Below are 18,445 nucleotides of genomic sequence, written 5' to 3'. Positions count from 1 at the left end.
GGTGGCACGCCGCGTGCAGGCGCAGAGGGTGTTCGGCTGCAATGCTAGCACGCGGGCCGCGCGCAAACTATCCGGCCTGCGTGGGCGGCGGGCCAAGTGTTGCACGGCGACCCGTTATTCTTAAGGGTGGGTTTGACGGCACCTTTAGGTGATGACATTCAATTCATTGAATCTAATAATAAAATAGATCGCCAGCCAAGCACCCCTTGAACAGTTTGGAAACAGAGTGTTGCGCCCCGCCCGCGATTACCGCACGGTTCTGACCCTCGCGCGAACGGTCATTTTGTGATAGGTGGCACAGGAATCCGGTTAAGGCGCATGTAAATGAAGTTTGTTTTCGGCAGTACAGAGATTGCGATCACCCATCCCGATGCGCCTTCGGTTCTGGCCGAGGTAGAGTCGCGTTTGCGGGATGGCACGGGCTTTGCGCTGGCCACGATCAATCTGGATCACCTTGTAAAACTGGGCGCGAATACGGCCTTTCGGGCGGCCTATGCCCAGCAGGATATGGTCGTGGCCGATGGCAACCCGATTGTCTGGTTGTCACGGCTGGCACGCCGCCCTGTGGGTTTGGTGCCGGGGTCGGATTTGGTACAGCCATTGGTGCGGGTGGCGGCAAGTCTGGGGCGGCCTTTGGTGCTGTTTGGCAGCAGTGACGCGGCACTGGCAGGGGCGGCGGCGGCGTTGCGCGAACAGGTGCAGGGGATTGTCATTGCAAAAACCATCGCGCCGGCCTTCGGGTTTGACCCGACGGGTGACGCCGCCAAAACCATGTTGACGCAGATTGCCGAGGTTGGGCCTTGCCTGTGTCTGATCGCCCTTGGCGCGCCAAAGCAGGAACAATTTGCAGCCCTTGGCCGGACACTTGCCCCCCAAGCAGGCTTTGCCTGTGTCGGTGCAGGGGTGGATTTTCTGTCGGGGTATCAGCAGCGCGCGCCGGATTGGTCGCGCCGCTTTGCATTGGAATGGTTGTGGCGGGCACTGCAAAGCCCCAAGCGGATGGTGCCGCGCTATATCGACTGTGCCGCGATTTTGCCCGTGCATGCGTGGCGGGCGTGGCGGTTGCGGGGCTAAGGCTATTTATATTCGATCAAGGTCGCCCGTTTGCGCGTGATCCGGCCCCACCAATACCCCAGAACACCTTGCGCCTCGGGCAATTTACCCAACACGGTGAAAAATGCTGTCTCAGGCCCCAAACGCGGGGACAGGCGCAGCATTTGCAGCGGCCAAGCCAGCAACACCAGAAACCCAAGCGGGTGGATCAGGCCCAAACCAATCGCCGCAATCGGAACCCCCGCGCCCCAAATCAGCGCGCGGCGCGTCTCGCGCACCCAGTGCCGGACGGGCGGCGCGCCGTGCAAGGCAGCCCCTTCGCCATAAGCATGGCCCGCACGACGGCTGCGGCTCCACCATTGGGCAAAACGGGTCATGGCGGCGTCATGCAGGGTCATCTCGGCATCAATCCGCCAGATCTGGCCGCCGTTTTGCGCAAGGCGCAGGCACAGCTCGGGTTCCTCGCCTGCGATAAGAGTGTCGCGGTAACCCCCAACCGCGCGCAGCGCATCTGTTTGCATCAAGGCATCCCCACCGCAGGCCGCCGCTTGCCCAATCGCCGTGTCCCACTCACGGTCACACAGGCGGTTAAAGACCGACGCTTCGGGAAAGCGTTCGCGCCGCCGACCACAGATCACAGCGGCATCGGGGTGGCGGGCGGCAAAATCCATCGCCGTGGCGACCCAATCGGGTTGCACCATGCAATCACCATCAACGAATTGAACAAACGGTGCCGTCACCTGTTCAAGGCCCGCATTGCGGGCGCGGGCGGCGGTAAAGGGTTGGGTCATATCAAGGGCAACCACCGTCGCCCCCAAACCCGCCGCCATGTCCGCGCTGCCATCGGTAGACCCGCTGTCGACATAGATCACGCGGCCAACTTGCCCGACAAGCGACGTGATGCAGGCCGCCAGTCGCGCGCCTTCATTACGACCAATCACAACGGCGTCGACGTGCCGGGGTGCCGTTGTGGGCTGGGGCTTGGGTGTTTGCATGCGCGGCGCTTTCCTTTCAGAACTGTTGGGATCATAAGCTGCGAAAAACCCGTTGACCACGATCTTCCTTTACCGATTCACGCGCCCCGCTATGGGCCCATACGTCTTTCATTTTAGAGACTTATCTGATAGTAATTCCATATCGGGCGGGGGCCCGGGCGAATCTGACTGGACCGTGCCGCGTGGCACACAACAGAAAGTGACCGCTTGGAAACTTGCCTGCTGTAAAGCGGGCACCTATGTGTGTAACCGCCCCTATCGGCCAATACCGTGCCGGGCAGCAGGAGCCTGATCTCGTATGGCCAACCACGATATCTTGTTGTCTTCTGCCAATTGGCAGACGGATTTGGGGCAGGCGCCGATGGATGACGAAAGTTTCCGTAAAATGGCAGAAGATATTAGACGCCCGCGCGCGTCCGCGGTTTCCGTTTTTCGGCAAAGCGGCACGGCGCTGCATGGGGCTGGCGGCTATCCCAAACCCTCGACAGCCTTGGTGACAACAGAGCTGAAACTGTCGCCCCCCAACCCCGAACGGGTTTGGGAATCGCTGACTGCGGTTGCGCTGGATGAGGCAAAGCTGAATGGAAAAGGTCTGTTCACCAATCCGCAACAGTCCAAATCGGCAGGGTATTTCGACATCCTGCGCACCCGCCTTTTGCATGCGATGCAGGAAAAGGGCTGGAAGCGGCTTGCCATTACATCCCCGACCCACGGCTGCGGGAAAACCTTTGTTGCCGCTAACCTTGCGCTAAGCCTTGCCCGCCGTCCGTCCAGCCGCACGGTGCTGTTGGACATGGAACTGCGTCAACCTGGATTGGCGGACCTGTTCGGGTTGCACGATGTCGGGCAGATCCGCGATTTTCTAAGCAGCGACCAGCCGCTTGAAAGCCATTTTCTCCGGGTCGGGCGCACGCTTGCCCTTGGCCTGAATTCGACACCAATGCCCGATGCCGCCGAAACACTGCATGAGCCGTCTACCGCAAGCGCCCTGACGGATATGATTGGTCAACTTGCCCCCGATATGGTCGTTATAGATGCGCCGCCGGTGCTGATAAATGATGACGTGTTGGCCTTGTTGCCACAGGTTGATGCGGTGCTGCTGATCGTTGACGGCACCAAAACCACCGCCGAAGAGGTGCGCGCCTGCGAACGCCTGTTTGCCGATCAATGCCCCTTGATGGGGGTGGTGCTGAACCGCGCGCAAGACCGCAGTTTGCGCCGCTACCGTTATGGCAACACGTGACAGGGCAATAATATGGGCCAGATTCAAAGCATAGACGAGCTGATCGGACTGCTATTGCGCCGCCGCCTGTTGATTGGGGCCGTGACCGTGTTCGGTATTGTCATGACATTGCTTTATGTCGCCGGAAAAGCGGATGTGTTCGAAAGCACCGCCGTGCTTCAGGTGCAAAGCCCGACTGTGGCCGGTGCCGATACCGCCGCCAACGCGCCGCGCGAAAATTCGGCGCAGCGGTTGCAAGCGATCCAGCAACAGCTGACCACGCGCGAGGCGATGCTGGCGGTGATCGAGCGCCACGGGCTTTACGCCAATACTGGCCTGACCGACGACCAAAAGGTGCATCTGCTGCGCATTTCCTTGCGGTTTGAAACGGTGGCAAGTGCTGCGGCGTCCGGCTTTGGGCAACCCAGCGAAGTCTCTGCGCTTTTAATTAGCGCCACGGCAGAAACGCGGTCGCAGGCAGCAAGGGTTGCGAATGATTTTGCGCAAAGCATCATGGATGCAGGCGCGACGGGTCAAATAGATCGGGCACGTGAAGCACTGGGGTTTTACCGCGAAGAAGAGGCACAGTTGAAAGCGCAGATTGATGCGCTGGGGGCCGAGTTTGCGGCCTATCAATCCGAGAACCGTGATGCGTTGCCCGCGCAACGCGAATTGCTGCGCATAGAGTTGCCCGGCCTTGAAAGCGAATTGCGCACCTTGGATCAATCGCTGGTTGGCGCGCGTAACGAACGTGCATTGATCGAACGCAAGTCCAATTTGCGCGCCACGGACCGCCGACAGCTTGACGACTTGGGCGCACAAATTGACACCTTGGCCGCACAAGGCAGTGCGCTTGAGGCGCGGCGCGCCGAGATTTTGGGTACATTGGCAAAGGGCCAAGAAATGGACCGTGCGATTGCGGACTATCAGCGCACCCTCGCGCAGTTGCAAAGCCAGTATGACGTTGTAACCCGCCGCAGTGCCGACGCGGAAACCGATGCCAAGCTGCAAAACCGCCAGCAAGGCGAGACCTTTACGATGCTGGAACGTGCAATCGAGCCGGACTATCCGATCAGCGGCGGGCGGCGAAAACTGGCGATTGTCGGCGCTGTGGCAAGCCTGATGTTGGGTGTTTTGGTTGCCTTTGTTCTCGACCATCTGCGCCCCGTCTTGCGCACGCGTGGTCAATTGGAGCGTGAATTGGATCTGCGCGCCATTGTCGCAATCCCCGAAATCGCGCCGGTTGGCAGATCATTTCGCCAAAAGGTCATGCAAGATATGCCAAAGCTTTCGGATCTGGCGCGCCGTTCGCCCAACGCCCCGATTGCCGGAGCAGGCAAAGGCAAGACTGTCGGTCAACTGAACCCTGTACAAACAATTATGGGCGGGATCACCGTTATTTTGCTGGTCGGTATTGCCGCCGCGATGACCTGACCTGTGCGGTAGCGCCGTTTCGAACAGGGCGACAGCTGGCTGATGTGGCAAGCGCCTGCGCTAGGACTGCTTGACCAAAGCCCCGCCAATCAAGCCCCGCCAATCAAGCCATGCCACGAACAAAAAGCCCGCCTCAATGTCTTGGGGCGGGCTTTTTGATGTTCGCATCAATCTTGGCAAGCTGCGGGACCGATCAACCAACAGGTTGAACGGCCGTATGCGCAGCTCAATACCCGGTGCACTTCATCACAACGCCGACAGTGCGCGACAGGATTTTCAGGTCTGTTGCCAGCGACAGATCGGCATCATAAGCCTCGTCATACACAGCGCGGGCCTCAAACGTTGTGGCGTTGCGGCCATCGGTTTGCCAATAGCCCGTAACGCCAGGCCGCAACCTGTAATAGGCCGTGCCAGGATACAACGCTTGCTGGTTCAGCATGATCGGACGAGGCCCGACAAGACTCATCTCGCCAATCAGAACGTTCCAGAGCTGTGGCAATTCATCAAGCGAAGACTTCCGCAGGAACTGCCCGAACGGGGTGATCCGAGGATCAGATTTCAACTTTTGCGTTTGTTCCCATTCCAAACGTGCATGCGGATTCGCAGCAAGGTAATCGGCCATTCGGTCATCGGCATCGCTGACCATGCTGCGCAGTTTCCACATGCGAAAATGGCGCCCATCTTGGCCCACGCGCAACTGTGTGTAAAAGGCCCCGCCACCATCGCGCCGCACGCAAAGTGCCAGCCCAAAAATGAGCGGTGCAACGATCGGCGCAGCCATAACCACGGCCGCCACATCCAGCACGCGTTTAAAAACGCTGCGATAGGTTCCCGCTGGTTGCGGTTTGGCACGCAGATTGGGTGCAATGGTGTCAACTGCCCGGGCAGGATGCTCTATCGCGCCAGATCCACCAGCGATCAAATCAGAATAGCTGATCGTCATTGTTGTTCCCCCCGGGACAATTGGGTGGATGCATAAGGCTGAAAAATTCGTGCGACCAAACTGGCAAGCCCAGAGCAAAGCATACACACGGCACTGACGCCGGTCGAAAGGTAAAAATTGCAGACCATCACATACACTCGGCAGTTACGCCCCCGCCTAACATTTTATCCTATTTTTAGGTGCATTGGCGAGAGATGATCCGAGACCTTGGCCACTATTTAGACGCATTTACCGAAAAAGCTGGACATATTTTCGATATTTTGGACCTTTGCCCTCAAATGCGAACGCAGCAAATGCTGCGATGCAGCAATAAATGTCAAAACAAGGTTTAAGTGATTCGGGGCGCTTTGGCAGGACTGCGCTTGAAAAGCGCTGTTCGCCTTTGCGCGAAAAGAAACACTTGTCGTAAGCCGTGCTTTTGCAACTGTTTCTGCGAAGCGCACAATCAACGTATTTTCGCAGGTCGCCTAGCGTACCTGCTTATTCCGCCGCAAATACGGGCGATGTGTCATGCTCATGCTCATGCTCATGTTGTGGTTTGCGACTTAGGACAAAACCGATAAAGCCAATCGCGCCCATTGTCCCCAGTATGGGATAGAGCATCACAGCAACCCAAAGCGGCAAGCCAAAGGACAAAGCACCAATAGATACGACCAGTCCGGTAAAGATTCCCGAGAACATGATACCCATGACCATTTTAGTCTCTCCTGCCTATTCGTATTCATTTAGGTAGATCGTCGTGTGCCGCAGGGACTTTTCCCTTGGATTAACCAAAGTTGACCCGAAAATGTGGCAAGAGTCAGGCAAGATTATAGCCCTCACAAGACAGCATAGTTTTTCCGCCAAAAACATCCCTTGGTTGAGCGATTTTTTGCCCAAACGAGGGCTTCTATGCAATAAGAGAAATTTCTTAACGGAAATTTAACGAGGCTTTGCAACAGCCCGATAGCCCTTTAGACCATTGGGAACCGAACATTTGGGGCCCCGCCGTGAAAATCGCTTACCTTGTAAACACCTATCCGCGCCCGTCGCATACCTTTATCCGGCGCGAGATCAGGGCGCTGGAACGGCGCGGGTTTGAAATCCACCGTTTTGCCATGCGGTCAGAACGGGGCAGTTTGGTGGACCCTGCGGATTTGGCCGAAGATGACCTGACCGAACATGTTTTGCACATTGGCAAGGGTCGGTTGCTGGCTGTGGCATTGCGCTGGATGGTGACCCATCCGGCGGGTTCTATCCGCGCCCTAAAGGCAGCGCTGGCGTGCGGCGCGCACGGTGCAGGCGGCAGTCCGGGCACAGGCGGACAGCTGCGACACATGATCTATCTGCTAGAGGCCAGCTATATCGCGCAGCGCAGTGCCGAACTGAGCATCGAACATTTGCACGCTCATTTCGGCACCAATTCCGCCACGGTTGCGATGCTGTCCTATCTGATGGGGGGGCCGCGCTACAGCTTTACCGTGCATGGCCCAGAAGAGTTTGACGCGCCCGTCGCCTTGGCCTTGGGCGAAAAGATGCGGCACGCGGCGTTCACTGTCGCGATCAGCAGCTTTGGCCGCAGTCAGTTGTACCGTTGGGCCGCTTTGGCCGATTGGAAAAAGCTGGCCGTGGTGCATTGCGGGATTGAACCCGAAAAATTCACAGCGGCAATAGCGCCGCCCACGGGTGGGCCGCATGTGGTGGCAATCGGACGGCTGGCCGAACAAAAGGGCTTTTCCCTTTTGATCAAGGCCGTGTCGCTTGCCATCACGTCGCACCCTGACCTGCACCTGACACTGGTCGGCGATGGCCCGATGCGACCCGAGATAGAGGCGCTGATTGCGGCGAATGGCCTGTCGGGAAACGTAACCCTTGCGGGCTGGCAGGATGAGGCGGGGGTCGGGCGCGCCTTGGCCGCATCACAGGCGCTGATTTTGCCGTCCTTTGCCGAAGGCCTGCCGATGGTGGTGATGGAGGCGATGGCAGCGGGCCGTCCGGTCATTGCCACGGCAATTGCAGGTGTGCCCGAACTGGTGGTTCAGGGCGAAACCGGATGGATCGTGCCTGCTGGCGATGCATCGGGGCTTGCCGAGTCGATTAGCGCCCTTGCGCAAACGTCAGCCGACCAATTGGCGGCAATGGGCAAGTCCGCGCGCACCCGCGTTTTTGAACGGCATGATATTGATGTTGAGGCCGCAAAACTGGCGGCGCTGATTTTGGACGCAACGCCCTAGCGTCCGCGCACCCATTCTATGCCACCGCGCCGCGCCTTTACGGCCAATGACACGGCGGCATAAACGGCAAACCCCACAGGGTCGCGGGCGGCGCGTTTGGCAACGCCCATCTTGCTTAGACGCGGCTTGCCCTCGCGCGCCAAAAGCCCCGGAAACTGATCGTCAATCTGCGCCACGCCTGCGTCTTGCCTGCGCCGAACCCGCACCAATGCGGTGAACCCTTCGATCATCGGCCAGCTGTAGGTGGCGCTGCATCCAATCCGTTCGGACGGGGAGAATTGCAGCCGCACAAAGGTGTCATCGGAAATGATACTCGGAAAATCGCCCCAACGCGCCCGCCCCGCCCCGTTCACCGCAAACAGACCATAGCCAGGGGCCGCAGATTTGGCGAAAGGCAGGGTTTGCCAAAACCGCGCGTAGGCACGGGTCACAGCTGATTTTGCCCGCGGAATTTCGGCGCGCCCTGATGTATAGCGCGGTGCCTCAATCGCCAAAACCCGCACGATTTGTGCCATCAGTTCGGGGCTGACAACCACATCCGCGTCCAGATAGGCCCGCATATCACCACGCGCCACGGCATCACCCGCATTCAGCGCCGCAATCTTGCCGCCCTCGGCACGGTCCAACACCGTCAAACGCCAGCCCGCCGCGTTGGCCAGCGCGTCAAACCCTTTGGCGCGCGCGGCCGTATCATCGCGGCAACCGTTGGCCACGACGATCACCTCGGCCCCACCTGGCACTGGCACAGAGGCAAACAGCGCTGTCAGACACGGCCCAATATAACCCGCCTCATTGCTGGCGGGCAGAATGACGCTCAGCAAGATTTGCACCCATGCGCCAAGGCTTGCCAGCGCGGGTTATCATCGCCCAAATGCCGCAAACCGCCCCAACTGCCCCATTTGTTCGGGGTGTAAATATCGACGAAGGCATTGAACGGTTCGGGCGTCAGTGCCGCCCAGCCTTCCAACAGCCGATCATACAGCTCTCCCATCTGCGGCGCGTAATTCAGGTGATGGAAAAAGGCCGTCACCTCATCATCATCAATCAGACTGCCCGTCGCAACCACATGGGTGCCGCCTTCGTACATCATCAAGGCCAAGTCATTTTTCTGTGCAATATCCGCATGATATGGCAGAACAGTGGTCAACAGTGCCACCAAAGTGTCGTTCGATTGCCCCGTGACAAAGCCGTTCTCCAACTCGGTCGCGGCGCGGTCTGTGGCCATGTCAAAGCGGTGATCAGCGATGAAACCGTCCCGCGCAGTACCCGTCAGCCCCTGCTGATCGGCCTGTGATTGGGCCAGATTGCGGCTGTCGGTGATCCAGCCTTTCAGCACATCGGCCTTTTCATCGCTGCCCAAACTCGCTGCAAAATACCCCGTCACGGCATAGGCATCAAAGCTGTCTTTCGGCGGTTTGCGCCCCTCGGCCACGACCAAAGGCGCGTTCAAAATCTGATCCTCCAACCCGATCCAACCGGTTTGGGTGGCGATCACGCGGGTCAAACGGTCTTTGGCCGTATCGCCAAATTCCTGCGTCCAGATGTCGGCCACTTCGGCGGCGCGCAAGGCGTAAAACTGCACCCAACAATCGCTCGTGTTCCAGCGCGCGCGGCATTGCTGATCGGCCCAAGCGGCCTGTTCAAACTGCCAATTCCACAGCTCGTTCGAATATTCCACCTGCGCCCGCAAACCCGGTGCAAGGTCTTTGCGCACGGCTTGGGCATAGGCGCGCACCAACGCATCTTCGGCCAAATGCGGGATGGTAAACCACGCATCGGCGCGCAAATCATTGGCCAGCGCGATCATCACCTCGACCGGCACACCGTGAAGTGCCCAGCTGTAATCGCTGGGTTTCGGGCGATCGTCTAACCGCGCCAGTTTGGAGTTGTTGGTATCCATCCAATCCATAAACCGCAGACCCTTGGCACCGCGTATCCGGCCCAGCCAATCGGGATTAAACAACGCTCCCGCATCATAGGCCGCCAAATGATCGGCCCGCACGACCGAGATTTCGCGGATCGGGTCCGCCGCATCCAGCGCCAAAATCGTCAAAATCACGCTGCCGGGGCCGGGTGTATAATCAAACGCAATCTGGCCCGGCGTGGCCTCAATCCCCTCGGCACGACCCGTCAGTTTCAATTCACCCTTGCCCGCATAACGCAGCACATAGCGCCCCGCGACCTTGCCCGCGTCGGTGGGTAAATCGGTCAGGATCAGCGTCGAAATCCCCGAAACATCGGCAGGCAAGGCAATCGGCCAGCCATTTGCATCCAGATAACCGCCATCCTTAAGGGCTGCATATTCCATGCCACCCCATGTGCCGCCCACGCTGCCAATCCACGGCCGCGCGGTTTTCATCACGTCCAAAAACGGCTGCTGCACGGACCAATCAACGACTCCCGACAGGCCAAGCGACAAGCGGGGGTTGGTAATGGCGCGGGGCAGGTCCGCCTGTGGGGTGGCGGCCTCTACCTTCGCAGGCGCTGCGGCTGGCACAGCAGTCGTTTCGCTGGAGGCATCCACCGTTGTATCCGCGGCGGCGCTGGCAACCACGGCTTCGAAGGTCGTTGGCTTGGCCGTTGCCTCTTTTACCGCGCGCGCGATTGCTTCGATCCGTGGCACATCGGCTGCACGGTAATCGCTTACCGCCTCCCACGCGATCCGTTGAAACGCGGCGGCCTGTTCGTCACTTATCACCCCTGCGCGGCTAATCCATGTGCGCGACAGTTTCGCAGGCAAGCCTTTGGGATCTTTGCCATTAATCACCGCCATATGCACCAGCGCCAGAAAATACAGCGCGCGGTCATCGGGGTGGATATCATCGTCAAACAGCGCGTCGATGCTGTCTATGTTTGGTACTTCGCCTGCCGCAATCGCATCGGCCAATCGCCCCATCGCTTGCCCCGCAGGTATCACGCGCACCAAGGGCGCACCTTCGGGGCGCATGGCATTGGCGGTGACGGTGGCGGATTCCCACAAGGCCAAATCGGCGGTCAGACGTTCACGCCACGGCGTGCCCGACCCTGCATCCCCCTCGATCGCAACCCCCGGCCCGCTTTTCAGGCTGGGCCAAGTCTCGTAAATATAGACTTGGGTATCAGGCCGCGCCTCCCATGCCAGCCCCGCGAATTTTGCCACAAAACCCGCCGTATCATTCCACTCCACTTGCTGGGCAATCGGGGTGGCCTCGGTCAAAATCAGCACCGAAGTTTCGCCTTTGGGCAAAATCACACGGGCATCGGCGCGCTCTCCCTCACCGCTGTTTTCCCAGCTAAACCGCAAGGGGGCGCCGTTGATCACCTGCGCCTCGACCGACAGCGCGGCCCCTTGGCGCGCCAAACCCGCCTCGACCATCGGCGGCAAGGACGGGCCAATCAGGCTGTGCCCCACAAACAAGATATCCGTCAACAGGGTCAAAAACGACATGGGCACCCTTTCCTTAAACAATCACCATGCGCGCAGGCCGCAGCTATTGCGCAATTCCAGTCAAAGCATAGCCCGAGACGACACTCCAAACCAGTCTTTGCAGTGGCGGCACCGCTAAATCCGGCAATGGAATGGCCGCTTGCCCATTTGCAAGGCGCAAGCCATATGGCAACCCTTCGGGACTGCGCTGATAGAGTGTGGCAAAATGGGTCAGCGCAATGATGTAGGCGCCCAGATCGTTCAGATGAATGGTGTCCACCGCCCCAGAGGCATCGCGCGAAAACAAATCCTCGCGGCTGGTCAGGCCAGGAATATCGCCCGCCTCGATCGCGCGTACGGCTGCGGCCAAAACCTGCCCGCCGGGGATCAGGTAAATCGTGCCAACCCCGTCCTCGGCCAACGCGACGCGCAGCAGTTGGTCCTGCCAGGCGCGGGACAAATCGGCATCAATGCGGGGCAACCAGCCCTCGGCATCATCCAAGCGGTGCCATGTTTCATACACATAAACCCGCGTATCGGGGTTTGCGGCCCGCGCGGCCCGCGCCCAATGCGCAAGGGCTGCACCGCTGTTGTGGTATCGGATGGCGTCCTTAATCTCGACCATCTCGGTCAGCACAACGGCATCGTATTCCCCAGATGCCAGCGCCACATCGGCAGGCACATGGTTGCCATGGGCATTTTCCGGTTCAAACCCCGGCACCGCAGCCGCCCCTTGGCGGTGCTGGTCAAGGCTTGCGCCCCACCCCAACTGGCTGGCATGGGCGTGGGCCAGATGCCCCGCCGCTTGCGCCAATTGGTCCAGCATCACCGGCATATCGCGCCCCACAAGGCTGTGCCCAAGGTGGTACACCCGCAAATCCCCCGCAGGCGCCGCCAAAGGCGTTGCATACAACGCCTGAAACGCCGCCAAATCCATCGGTCGTGCGGGTTTGCGCCAAAATCTATAGCCCCCCGCCGCAGCAACAGCTGCCACACCTGCCGAAATCACCGTCCTACGTTTCATGCTAAACCCTTGAATTGATCACTTTACCCTGTTGTTCAGGGTATAATCTGGTATCTCTGGTGGCATAAACCAAGCCGGGGGGCAGAAATGATTGGTTTCCATATGCTGCGCAATCGACGAGGGGATGCCCGCTATTACCGCGTTGACGTGGCCTATAACCTTTTTGGCGAATATTCGGTGCTGCGCGAATGGGGTCAGCGCGGGCGGCCTGGTGCCACGTCGGGCAACCGCCAGATCACATGGTTTTCCAACCTGCGCGATGCTTGCCTTGCCGCCGAAGGCTGGCAAAAACGGGCGGTAAAGCGCGGCTATGGCCCCCTGTTTAACGACTAAGGACATCATGAAATGACACATATCTGGGTCCGCGCCGAACAGCGCCAAAATGAAGAACGCGTGGGGATCACCCCGCAAGGCGTTTCTGCGATGCTGGCAGCAGGCTTTCAGGTCACGGTCGAGGAAAGTTCCGTCCGCGCCATCCCGATTGCCGGCTACAGTGCCACGGGCTGCGCAATTGCGGCCGAAAATTCCTGGCCCGATGCGCCCCGCGATGCGATCATATTCGGGTTAAAGGAACTCCCCGAAGATGGCACGCCCTTGCCCCATCGTCATATCCTGTTCGGCCATGCCTATAAGGGCCAACCTGCGGGGGCCGAATTGCTCCGACGGTTCAAGGCGGGGGGCGGCACGCTTTATGACATCGAATATCTGGTCGATGCAGACGGGCGGCGCGTGGCGGCCTTTGGCTATTGGGCGGGTTATGCAGGGGCCGCAGTTGCCTTGAAATGCTGGGCGGCGCAGGCGCGCGGTGGCATCGCAGGGCCCGTTGCGAAATACGCGGGCAAACAGGCGTTGTTGTCCGATCTGGGCGCTGAATTGGCCGCCATTGGCACCAACCGCCCGCGTGCGATTGTGATCGGCGCTTTGGGCCGCGTGGGCACAGGGGCCTCGGATCTGTGCGAGGCAATGGGCGTTACGGTCACCAAATGGGACATGGCGGAAACGGCCCACGGCGGCCCGTTCCCCGAGGTTCTGGCGCATGAGATTTTTCTGAACTGCATTCTCGCCCGCCCCGGTTGCCCCGTGTTTGTGCCTGCGACAGCACTCACCAGCCCCCGCGCGCTGTCAGTCATCGGCGATATCGCCTGCGACCCTACGTCTGAATTTTCGCCGATAAAGGTGTACGATCGCGTGACCGATTGGGCCGAACCTGCCTTGCGCGTGGCGACGAACCCCGTGCTGGACGTGACCGCAATCGACAACCTGCCCAGCCTTTTGCCCGTGGAAAGCAGCGAGGATTTTGCCTCGCTTCTCCTCCCGTCCTTGCTGACGCTGAACGACCTTAACACGGGTGTTTGGGGCCGTGCAAAGACCCTGTTTGACCAGCACACTGCCGATAAATAGACTCTATTTCGGCGCGAACAGCCGATAATACGCCCAATCCGGCAAAAACTGTGACAGGCGGAACAGCCACGAAAACACCGTGGGAAAACTGCGTTTGAAATGGTCGGTTTGCATCAATTCAAACATCTCGCGCGCGGCGTCTTCAGGTTCCATCAGGAACGGCATCGCAAAGTCGTTTTTCTCGGTCAACCGCGTGCGGATAAAACCGGGATTGGCAAGCTGCACGGTCACACCGCTGCCGCGCAAATCGGCATAGAGACATTCCGCCAATGCCATCACCCCCGCCTTGGACGCGGCATACCCAATCGCCCCCGGCAACCCGCGAAACCCCGACAGCGACCCCGTGATCACCACATGCCCCGCCCCGCGCGCCACCATCGCAGGCAGCACTGCCCCCACAACCCGCGCGCAACCGGTGAAATTCACATCACACATCGCCTCAACCTGCTCGGCGTTCCAATCTTGCGCCTTCATCGGCCAATAGACACCCGCCAAAAACACCACGCCGTCCACTTCGCCCACCGCGTCCGCCGCGCGCGCAACCGATGCGGCATCGGCCACATCCAGCGCCACAGCGCTTGCCTTGCCCGGCATCTGCGCAATCGCCTTTTCCAGCGTTGCCGCCGACCGCGATGACAACACCACCTCGGCCCCCGCCGCGCTTATCTGACGGGCAAGCGCCAAACCCAAACCCTCACTCGCGCCGATCAACCAATAGCGTTTGCCATGCCATATCTTCATGCCGAAAGTCCCATCTGTTTGGGGCGCATCGTGGCCACCAGCTCGGCCACCTTGATCCCCCACTTAAAGAACTGGCTGCGGTTCATGATGGTTCCGTTTTCCATCAGATACATCCAATCCGTCACGTCCAGAACATGCCCGCCTGCCGAAGGGTCCAACCGGATCCGGTACTTCAGCATAACGCTTGGCCCCGTCACAACCCCGGTGCCATCGCCAACGATATCAGAGGCTTGGGCGCGAATACCGCCATCATTTCCCAATTGCAGCGTCCAGCACCGCGCTTGGCTCAGCCCGCTGTCATAACGAAAATCCTCGGACAAAGTACCTATATTGCCGTCCCAAGTGCCCTGCATATCGGCCACAAACCGCGATGCCACGCGGCCCAACGGCCCGTAAATCACGCCTTCACACTGGATCGGCCCGCTCAGGTGGTGGCGCAAATCAAACGCCGGCCCTTTGCCTGCAAAATCGGCAGGGCGCTGTGCCGTGAACCCGATCCAGCGCCGCGACACAGCAAACAGAACCGCTGCAATCACAACCCCAAGACACACGAATAATGCGGTCATATGTTACTCCTCAAGTATCGGTGTGCGGGCCAAAAGGCCAATCGCACAGAGTTTCAGAACGCAGGGCAAACCCGCATAAAGCAGCGTCAATGCCTGCAAGGCTTGGGGTGAATTGCTTTGCCCCGATTGGTATCCTTGCGCCTCAAGGATCGGGAATAGCGCAAGCGCCGCAAAGGCGAGCGTGAGTTTCGAGGCAAAAGACCACAGACCAAAGCCAATCGCCTCGCCCCCGTTTTGCGCCGACAGATGGCGCGCAAACAGCGCCGGCAGCAATACCATGTCTGCGGCCAATGCGGCCCCCGATGCGGCCGAGATCATGGCAAATGTCACCACATCGCCCGTCTCCAACCGCAGGGCAAAGCCAAAGGCGACAATCGCCAAAACCATCCCCGCCATAAGCGTGTTGCGCTGGCCATAGCGCGCCGCGACCTTACCCCACAGCGGCGCAGAAACGGCAGCCGCCAGAAAGAACAAAAGCAGCAGCGGCCCCGCCAGATCGGGCGCGCCAATCCGGCTTTCGACAAAGAACAAAAACAGCGTGGATGTCACGGCAACAGGCGCCGCGTTCACCATCGCCAACAGTAAAAACCGCCGTGCGGCAGGTTCGGCCAGAATGGCTAAGGGCGAAGGTGCGGCCTGCGCCTTTGCAGCCCCCCATTCGCCCCGCATCGCCACGACCCCGGCCACACAGAGCACGGCAAACCCAGCCGCAAAGCCAGTAAAAGGGCGGTCCATCAGCAACCCCAAAACCGCAGGGGCCACCGCGGCAACCGATATGCCCAGCAACGCCCCAGACTCGCGCCAGCTTGCCAGTTGCAAGTGCCCGCCTTGCAGCGTGCCCGCGCGCGCAACCCCTTGGGCATAAAAGCAAATCGTCAGCAAGGAAAAGGCCGAAAACAACGCGGCCAAGGTGATCCCAAACCACCACAACGGCGGCAGCATCGGCGGCACGGCAAACAGTCCCAACATCGCCACGCCCATCACCAACGCCGCCCCCGCGACCATCACACGCCGGTGCGCCCGCCCCCGTTCGGCCAGCCAGCCCAACACAGGGTCTTGCACAACATCGATCAGCCGCAGCCCGAACAGCACCACGCCCAGCGCCACCAGCGACACGCCATATTCATCGACATAAAACTTGGGCGCATGGATATAGATCGGCAGCCCCGCCGATGCGATCAGCGCCGCAAACAGCGACCACGGCCACAAAGGGCGCAGATTGGTCATTTCGACACGTCCTGCTCGGGCGGCTCGGGCCGTGTGAAAAACGGCGCGCGTTTGACCCACAGCTTCAACGCCTGCCAATGGATCAGCGCCAACACGCGGCGTGACCCGAACGGCCTACGCAAACAGGCCCGCAGAATTGCCCCATTGGTCAAGGGCGCACGCACCCCCGTCAAGGTGGCAATCAACCCGCCATTGCCGCTGGTGTAATCAATCCATATCCCGATCCGCTCGCCCGAAATATCAAACCGAAACTCATACCCCCCTGTCACGGGCTGAAACGGCGAGACGTGAAAGATCTTTTGCGCCGCAATCCGGTCTTCTCGCGTGATCGGGGCCAGATCGTCGCGGTGACACAGATAGGAATGACGGTCGCCAAAGGTGTTGCTTACCTCGGCCACCACAACCCGCAACGCCCCCGCCGCATCATGGCACAGCCAGAATGACACGGGGTTGAACACATGGCCCAACACCCGCGGTTGCGTCAGCAGGCGCACATTATCCCCGCCCGGCAGGTCATGCGCAGACAACACCTCGCGCAGCCACGCAACCCCGCGCCCATGTTTCGGCGCGCCACCATGATCCTTGTCCCAAACCGAGGTCAGATTGCCCCGATTGCGCGAAAACAAGCGCGGGCCCGTGGCCTGATCGGGGTTCAACAGCACATAATCCACATGGTAGCGAAAGGCGTTTTCAACCGCCCCGCGCCTGCCGTGAAAGGTTTCGCCAGCGATGTACTCTACCTCGCTCATGCGGCGACCATTACCTGCCGTGCGCGCAAGGCCTCAACCACATCAACCGCACTAGCAAAGCCGTCTTCGTGGAACCCGTTGCGCATCCACGCGCCGCAAAACCAAGTGCCATTGGTGCCATTCCCCGCCTTCAGCGTCTTTTGCGCGGCCAAGGCGGCAAGGTCATAAACCGGATGGCGGAAGGTGACTTGATCATGGATCAACTCTTGCCGGATCGGTTTGTTCGCGTTCAGCGTCACGAACAGCGGATCATCCATCGGGATCGGTTGCAGCGAATTCATCCAATAGGTCAGATCAATCCGGTCAGGCCGTGGCCCCGCCCCTTCAACATAAACCCACGACGCCCAAGCGGCCCGCCGTTTGGGCATCATCGCCGCATCCGAATGCAACACCACATCATTGGGTTGGTACTTGATCGCGCCCAGTTGTGCTGCCTCGGCAGCAGAAGGATCGGCCAAAAGGCGCAAGGTATCATCGGAATGGGTGGCAAAAATCACCTCGTCAAACCGTTCCCATTCGCCGCCCGCCGCGCGCACCAAAGCCGCCCCTGCCTCGCGCTTTACCGCCGCTACAGGCGCACCAAGGCGCACGTCCACCCCTGCCTGCTCCAACGCAGCCTTTACGCGGCGGACATATTCAATGGACCCGCCTTGCACGGTGTACCATTGGTGCTGCCCCGTTACCCCCAACAGCGCGTGGTTCTTGAAGAAATCAATCATCGCGCGGGCCGGAAAATCCAAAATCCCCACCGTCGGCGTCGACCAAATCGCGCCTGACAATGGCAGCAGGTAATAGTCGCGAAACCAATCCCCCGCGCCCAGCTTGTCCAGCAAATCGCGGATCGTCATCGACCCGTCACCTGCAAGCACCTCGGCCTGCGCATTGAACCGCATAATATCGCGTAACATCCCCCAATAGCGCGGGTTCACAATGTTGCTTTTCTGCGCAACCAACCCCTGCCAATCGCGAAACCCGTATTCGAACCGCCCGCCCCCGATGGACGCGCCAAAGCTCATGTCGCTTTTGGCCGTGGGCACGCCCAGCTTGTCGAACAGGCCCACAAGGTTGGGATAATTCACATGGTTGAACACGATGAACCCTGTATCCACAGGCTGATCGCCGCGCTTGCCCGCAATCACCGTGCGCGCATGTCCGCCCAGCCGCTTTTCGGCCTCGAACAGCACAACCCGATGATCGGCACATAACAAATGCGCCGCTGCCATACCGGAAATCCCGCCACCAATCACTGCGATTCTTTTGGTCGCGGGACCTGTTGTTTCAAACGGCATAGGGTCGTCTCTCCTGCTCTTTGGTATCGGCCAAGCCACGTTTTTAGTAGGCATGTATCAATTAGACTACGGGGGGGCCGCAAATATGGATCACTTTGCATCAAAGCGCCACGCCGTGCCAAAAACTTTGACGTTTCCAAATAATTTCGCCCATCCAAGTGATCCAAAGCGGAACGATCGGC

The 18,445-nt window shown here is 59.7% G+C and carries 17 protein-coding genes; 6 read left to right on the top strand and 11 right to left on the bottom strand.

Features of this window, described 5'->3' with window-relative positions; translation table 11 throughout:
- The first annotated feature begins 324 nt into the window (after positions 1 to 324).
- Entirely contained in the window at positions 325 to 1,074 is a 750-nt protein-coding gene (locus tag G560_RS0100765) for a WecB/TagA/CpsF family glycosyltransferase (RefSeq protein ID WP_022702399.1), read from the top strand.
- Positions 1,075 to 1,076: 2 nt separating this feature from the next.
- Here the strand turns inward: G560_RS0100765 and G560_RS0100760 are convergent, their stop codons facing one another.
- Positions 1,077 to 2,048: a glycosyltransferase family 2 protein gene (locus tag G560_RS0100760; RefSeq protein WP_022702398.1), complete on the bottom strand. Its 972-nt coding sequence runs from the start codon at positions 2,046 to 2,048 to the stop codon at positions 1,077 to 1,079.
- Positions 2,049 to 2,346: 298 nt separating this feature from the next.
- Here G560_RS0100760 and G560_RS18160 point away from each other — a divergent pair, with 298 nt between their 5' ends.
- Together G560_RS18160 and G560_RS0100750 are read left to right on the top strand one after the other, a co-directional pair.
- Positions 2,347 to 3,291 (top strand): CpsD/CapB family tyrosine-protein kinase, encoded by a 945-nt coding sequence (locus G560_RS18160; RefSeq protein WP_022702397.1) that lies wholly within the window; start codon positions 2,347 to 2,349, stop codon positions 3,289 to 3,291.
- A gap of 12 nt (positions 3,292 to 3,303) precedes the next feature.
- The gene (locus tag G560_RS0100750) at positions 3,304 to 4,704 is read left to right on the top strand and encodes a Wzz/FepE/Etk N-terminal domain-containing protein (protein WP_022702396.1); all 1,401 of its coding nucleotides are present in this window, start codon (positions 3,304 to 3,306) and stop codon (positions 4,702 to 4,704) included.
- Positions 4,705 to 4,930: 226 nt separating this feature from the next.
- Here the strand turns inward: G560_RS0100750 and G560_RS0100740 are convergent, their stop codons facing one another.
- Both G560_RS0100740 and G560_RS0100730 read right to left on the bottom strand, forming a co-directional pair.
- A complete protein-coding gene (locus G560_RS0100740) occupies positions 4,931 to 5,647 on the bottom strand; it encodes a sugar transferase (protein WP_022702394.1) in 717 nt (238 codons plus the stop codon).
- 480 nt (positions 5,648 to 6,127) lie between these two features.
- Entirely contained in the window at positions 6,128 to 6,337 is a 210-nt protein-coding gene (locus G560_RS0100730) for a hypothetical protein (RefSeq protein ID WP_211215441.1), read from the bottom strand.
- 299 nt (positions 6,338 to 6,636) lie between these two features.
- Here G560_RS0100730 and G560_RS0100725 point away from each other — a divergent pair, with 299 nt between their 5' ends.
- Positions 6,637 to 7,860: a glycosyltransferase family 4 protein gene (locus G560_RS0100725; protein ID WP_028913571.1), complete on the top strand. Its 1,224-nt coding sequence runs from the start codon at positions 6,637 to 6,639 to the stop codon at positions 7,858 to 7,860.
- Here the strand turns inward: G560_RS0100725 and G560_RS0100720 are convergent.
- From G560_RS0100720 to G560_RS0100710, 3 genes are read right to left on the bottom strand one after another with little or no spacing between them, the layout of a single operon-like run.
- The gene (locus G560_RS0100720) at positions 7,857 to 8,690 is read right to left on the bottom strand and encodes a glycosyltransferase family 2 protein (RefSeq protein WP_022702390.1); all 834 of its coding nucleotides are present in this window, start codon (positions 8,688 to 8,690) and stop codon (positions 7,857 to 7,859) included. The two genes, G560_RS0100725 and G560_RS0100720, sit on opposite strands and share 4 nt — an antisense overlap.
- A complete protein-coding gene (locus G560_RS0100715) occupies positions 8,675 to 11,287 on the bottom strand; it encodes a hypothetical protein (RefSeq protein ID WP_022702389.1) in 2,613 nt (870 codons plus the stop codon). The genes G560_RS0100720 and G560_RS0100715 overlap by 16 nt, the downstream gene beginning before the upstream one ends.
- A gap of 43 nt (positions 11,288 to 11,330) precedes the next feature.
- Entirely contained in the window at positions 11,331 to 12,290 is a 960-nt protein-coding gene (locus G560_RS0100710; RefSeq protein WP_028913570.1) for a hypothetical protein, read from the bottom strand.
- 87 nt (positions 12,291 to 12,377) lie between these two features.
- Here G560_RS0100710 and G560_RS0100705 point away from each other — a divergent pair, with 87 nt between their 5' ends.
- On the top strand, positions 12,378 to 12,623 hold the full coding sequence (locus tag G560_RS0100705; protein WP_022702387.1) for a WGR domain-containing protein: 246 nt from the start codon (positions 12,378 to 12,380) through the stop codon (positions 12,621 to 12,623).
- A gap of 12 nt (positions 12,624 to 12,635) precedes the next feature.
- Complete coding sequence (locus G560_RS0100700) at positions 12,636 to 13,691, top strand: saccharopine dehydrogenase (RefSeq protein WP_022702386.1); 1,056 nt, start codon at positions 12,636 to 12,638, stop codon at positions 13,689 to 13,691.
- Between the two features lie 3 nt (positions 13,692 to 13,694).
- On the opposite strand, the gene G560_RS0100695 is transcribed toward G560_RS0100700, so the two are convergent.
- The 5 genes from G560_RS0100695 to G560_RS0100675 are packed head-to-tail and all read right to left on the bottom strand — an operon-like array spanning position 13,695 to position 18,263.
- On the bottom strand, positions 13,695 to 14,432 hold the full coding sequence (locus G560_RS0100695; protein WP_022702385.1) for an SDR family NAD(P)-dependent oxidoreductase: 738 nt from the start codon (positions 14,430 to 14,432) through the stop codon (positions 13,695 to 13,697).
- A complete protein-coding gene (locus G560_RS0100690) occupies positions 14,429 to 14,998 on the bottom strand; it encodes a DUF3833 domain-containing protein (RefSeq protein WP_022702384.1) in 570 nt (189 codons plus the stop codon). The genes G560_RS0100695 and G560_RS0100690 overlap by 4 nt, the downstream gene beginning before the upstream one ends.
- A gap of 3 nt (positions 14,999 to 15,001) precedes the next feature.
- Complete coding sequence (locus G560_RS0100685) at positions 15,002 to 16,225, bottom strand: MFS transporter (RefSeq protein ID WP_022702383.1); 1,224 nt, start codon at positions 16,223 to 16,225, stop codon at positions 15,002 to 15,004.
- Entirely contained in the window at positions 16,222 to 16,974 is a 753-nt protein-coding gene (locus G560_RS0100680) for a DUF1365 domain-containing protein (protein WP_022702382.1), read from the bottom strand. Before G560_RS0100680 ends, G560_RS0100685 begins: the two co-directional genes overlap by 4 nt.
- On the bottom strand, positions 16,971 to 18,263 hold the full coding sequence (locus tag G560_RS0100675) for an NAD(P)/FAD-dependent oxidoreductase (RefSeq protein WP_022702381.1): 1,293 nt from the start codon (positions 18,261 to 18,263) through the stop codon (positions 16,971 to 16,973). The genes G560_RS0100680 and G560_RS0100675 overlap by 4 nt, the downstream gene beginning before the upstream one ends.
- Positions 18,264 to 18,445 lie beyond the last annotated feature (182 nt).

Source organism: Pseudorhodobacter ferrugineus DSM 5888 (genome assembly GCF_000420745.1).
Taxonomy (GTDB): Bacteria; Pseudomonadota; Alphaproteobacteria; order Rhodobacterales; family Rhodobacteraceae; genus Pseudorhodobacter; species Pseudorhodobacter ferrugineus.
The sequence above is the reverse complement of the archived record's forward strand: the minus strand, read 5'-3'. Positions and strand labels throughout refer to the sequence as shown.

What these genes read in the sequence shown, in the direction of transcription:
- G560_RS0100765 (WP_022702399.1), top strand. Translation starts at nt 325, where the DNA reads ATGAAGTTTGTTTTCGGCAGTACAGAGATTGCGATCACCCATCCCGAT.
- G560_RS0100760 (WP_022702398.1), bottom strand. Translation starts at nt 2,048, where the DNA reads ATGCAAACACCCAAGCCCCAGCCCACAACGGCACCCCGGCACGTCGAC.
- G560_RS18160 (WP_022702397.1), top strand. Translation starts at nt 2,347, where the DNA reads ATGGCCAACCACGATATCTTGTTGTCTTCTGCCAATTGGCAGACGGAT.
- G560_RS0100750 (WP_022702396.1), top strand. Translation starts at nt 3,304, where the DNA reads ATGGGCCAGATTCAAAGCATAGACGAGCTGATCGGACTGCTATTGCGC.
- G560_RS0100740 (WP_022702394.1), bottom strand. Translation starts at nt 5,647, where the DNA reads ATGACGATCAGCTATTCTGATTTGATCGCTGGTGGATCTGGCGCGATA.
- G560_RS0100730 (WP_211215441.1), bottom strand. Translation starts at nt 6,337, where the DNA reads ATGGGTATCATGTTCTCGGGAATCTTTACCGGACTGGTCGTATCTATT.
- G560_RS0100715 (WP_022702389.1), bottom strand. Translation starts at nt 11,287, where the DNA reads ATGTCGTTTTTGACCCTGTTGACGGATATCTTGTTTGTGGGGCACAGC.
- G560_RS0100710 (WP_028913570.1), bottom strand. Translation starts at nt 12,290, where the DNA reads ATGAAACGTAGGACGGTGATTTCGGCAGGTGTGGCAGCTGTTGCTGCG.
- G560_RS0100705 (WP_022702387.1), top strand. Translation starts at nt 12,378, where the DNA reads ATGATTGGTTTCCATATGCTGCGCAATCGACGAGGGGATGCCCGCTAT.
- G560_RS0100700 (WP_022702386.1), top strand. Translation starts at nt 12,636, where the DNA reads ATGACACATATCTGGGTCCGCGCCGAACAGCGCCAAAATGAAGAACGC.
- G560_RS0100695 (WP_022702385.1), bottom strand. Translation starts at nt 14,432, where the DNA reads ATGAAGATATGGCATGGCAAACGCTATTGGTTGATCGGCGCGAGTGAG.
- G560_RS0100690 (WP_022702384.1), bottom strand. Translation starts at nt 14,998, where the DNA reads ATGACCGCATTATTCGTGTGTCTTGGGGTTGTGATTGCAGCGGTTCTG.
- G560_RS0100685 (WP_022702383.1), bottom strand. Translation starts at nt 16,225, where the DNA reads ATGACCAATCTGCGCCCTTTGTGGCCGTGGTCGCTGTTTGCGGCGCTG.
- G560_RS0100680 (WP_022702382.1), bottom strand. Translation starts at nt 16,974, where the DNA reads ATGAGCGAGGTAGAGTACATCGCTGGCGAAACCTTTCACGGCAGGCGC.
- G560_RS0100675 (WP_022702381.1), bottom strand. Translation starts at nt 18,263, where the DNA reads ATGCCGTTTGAAACAACAGGTCCCGCGACCAAAAGAATCGCAGTGATT.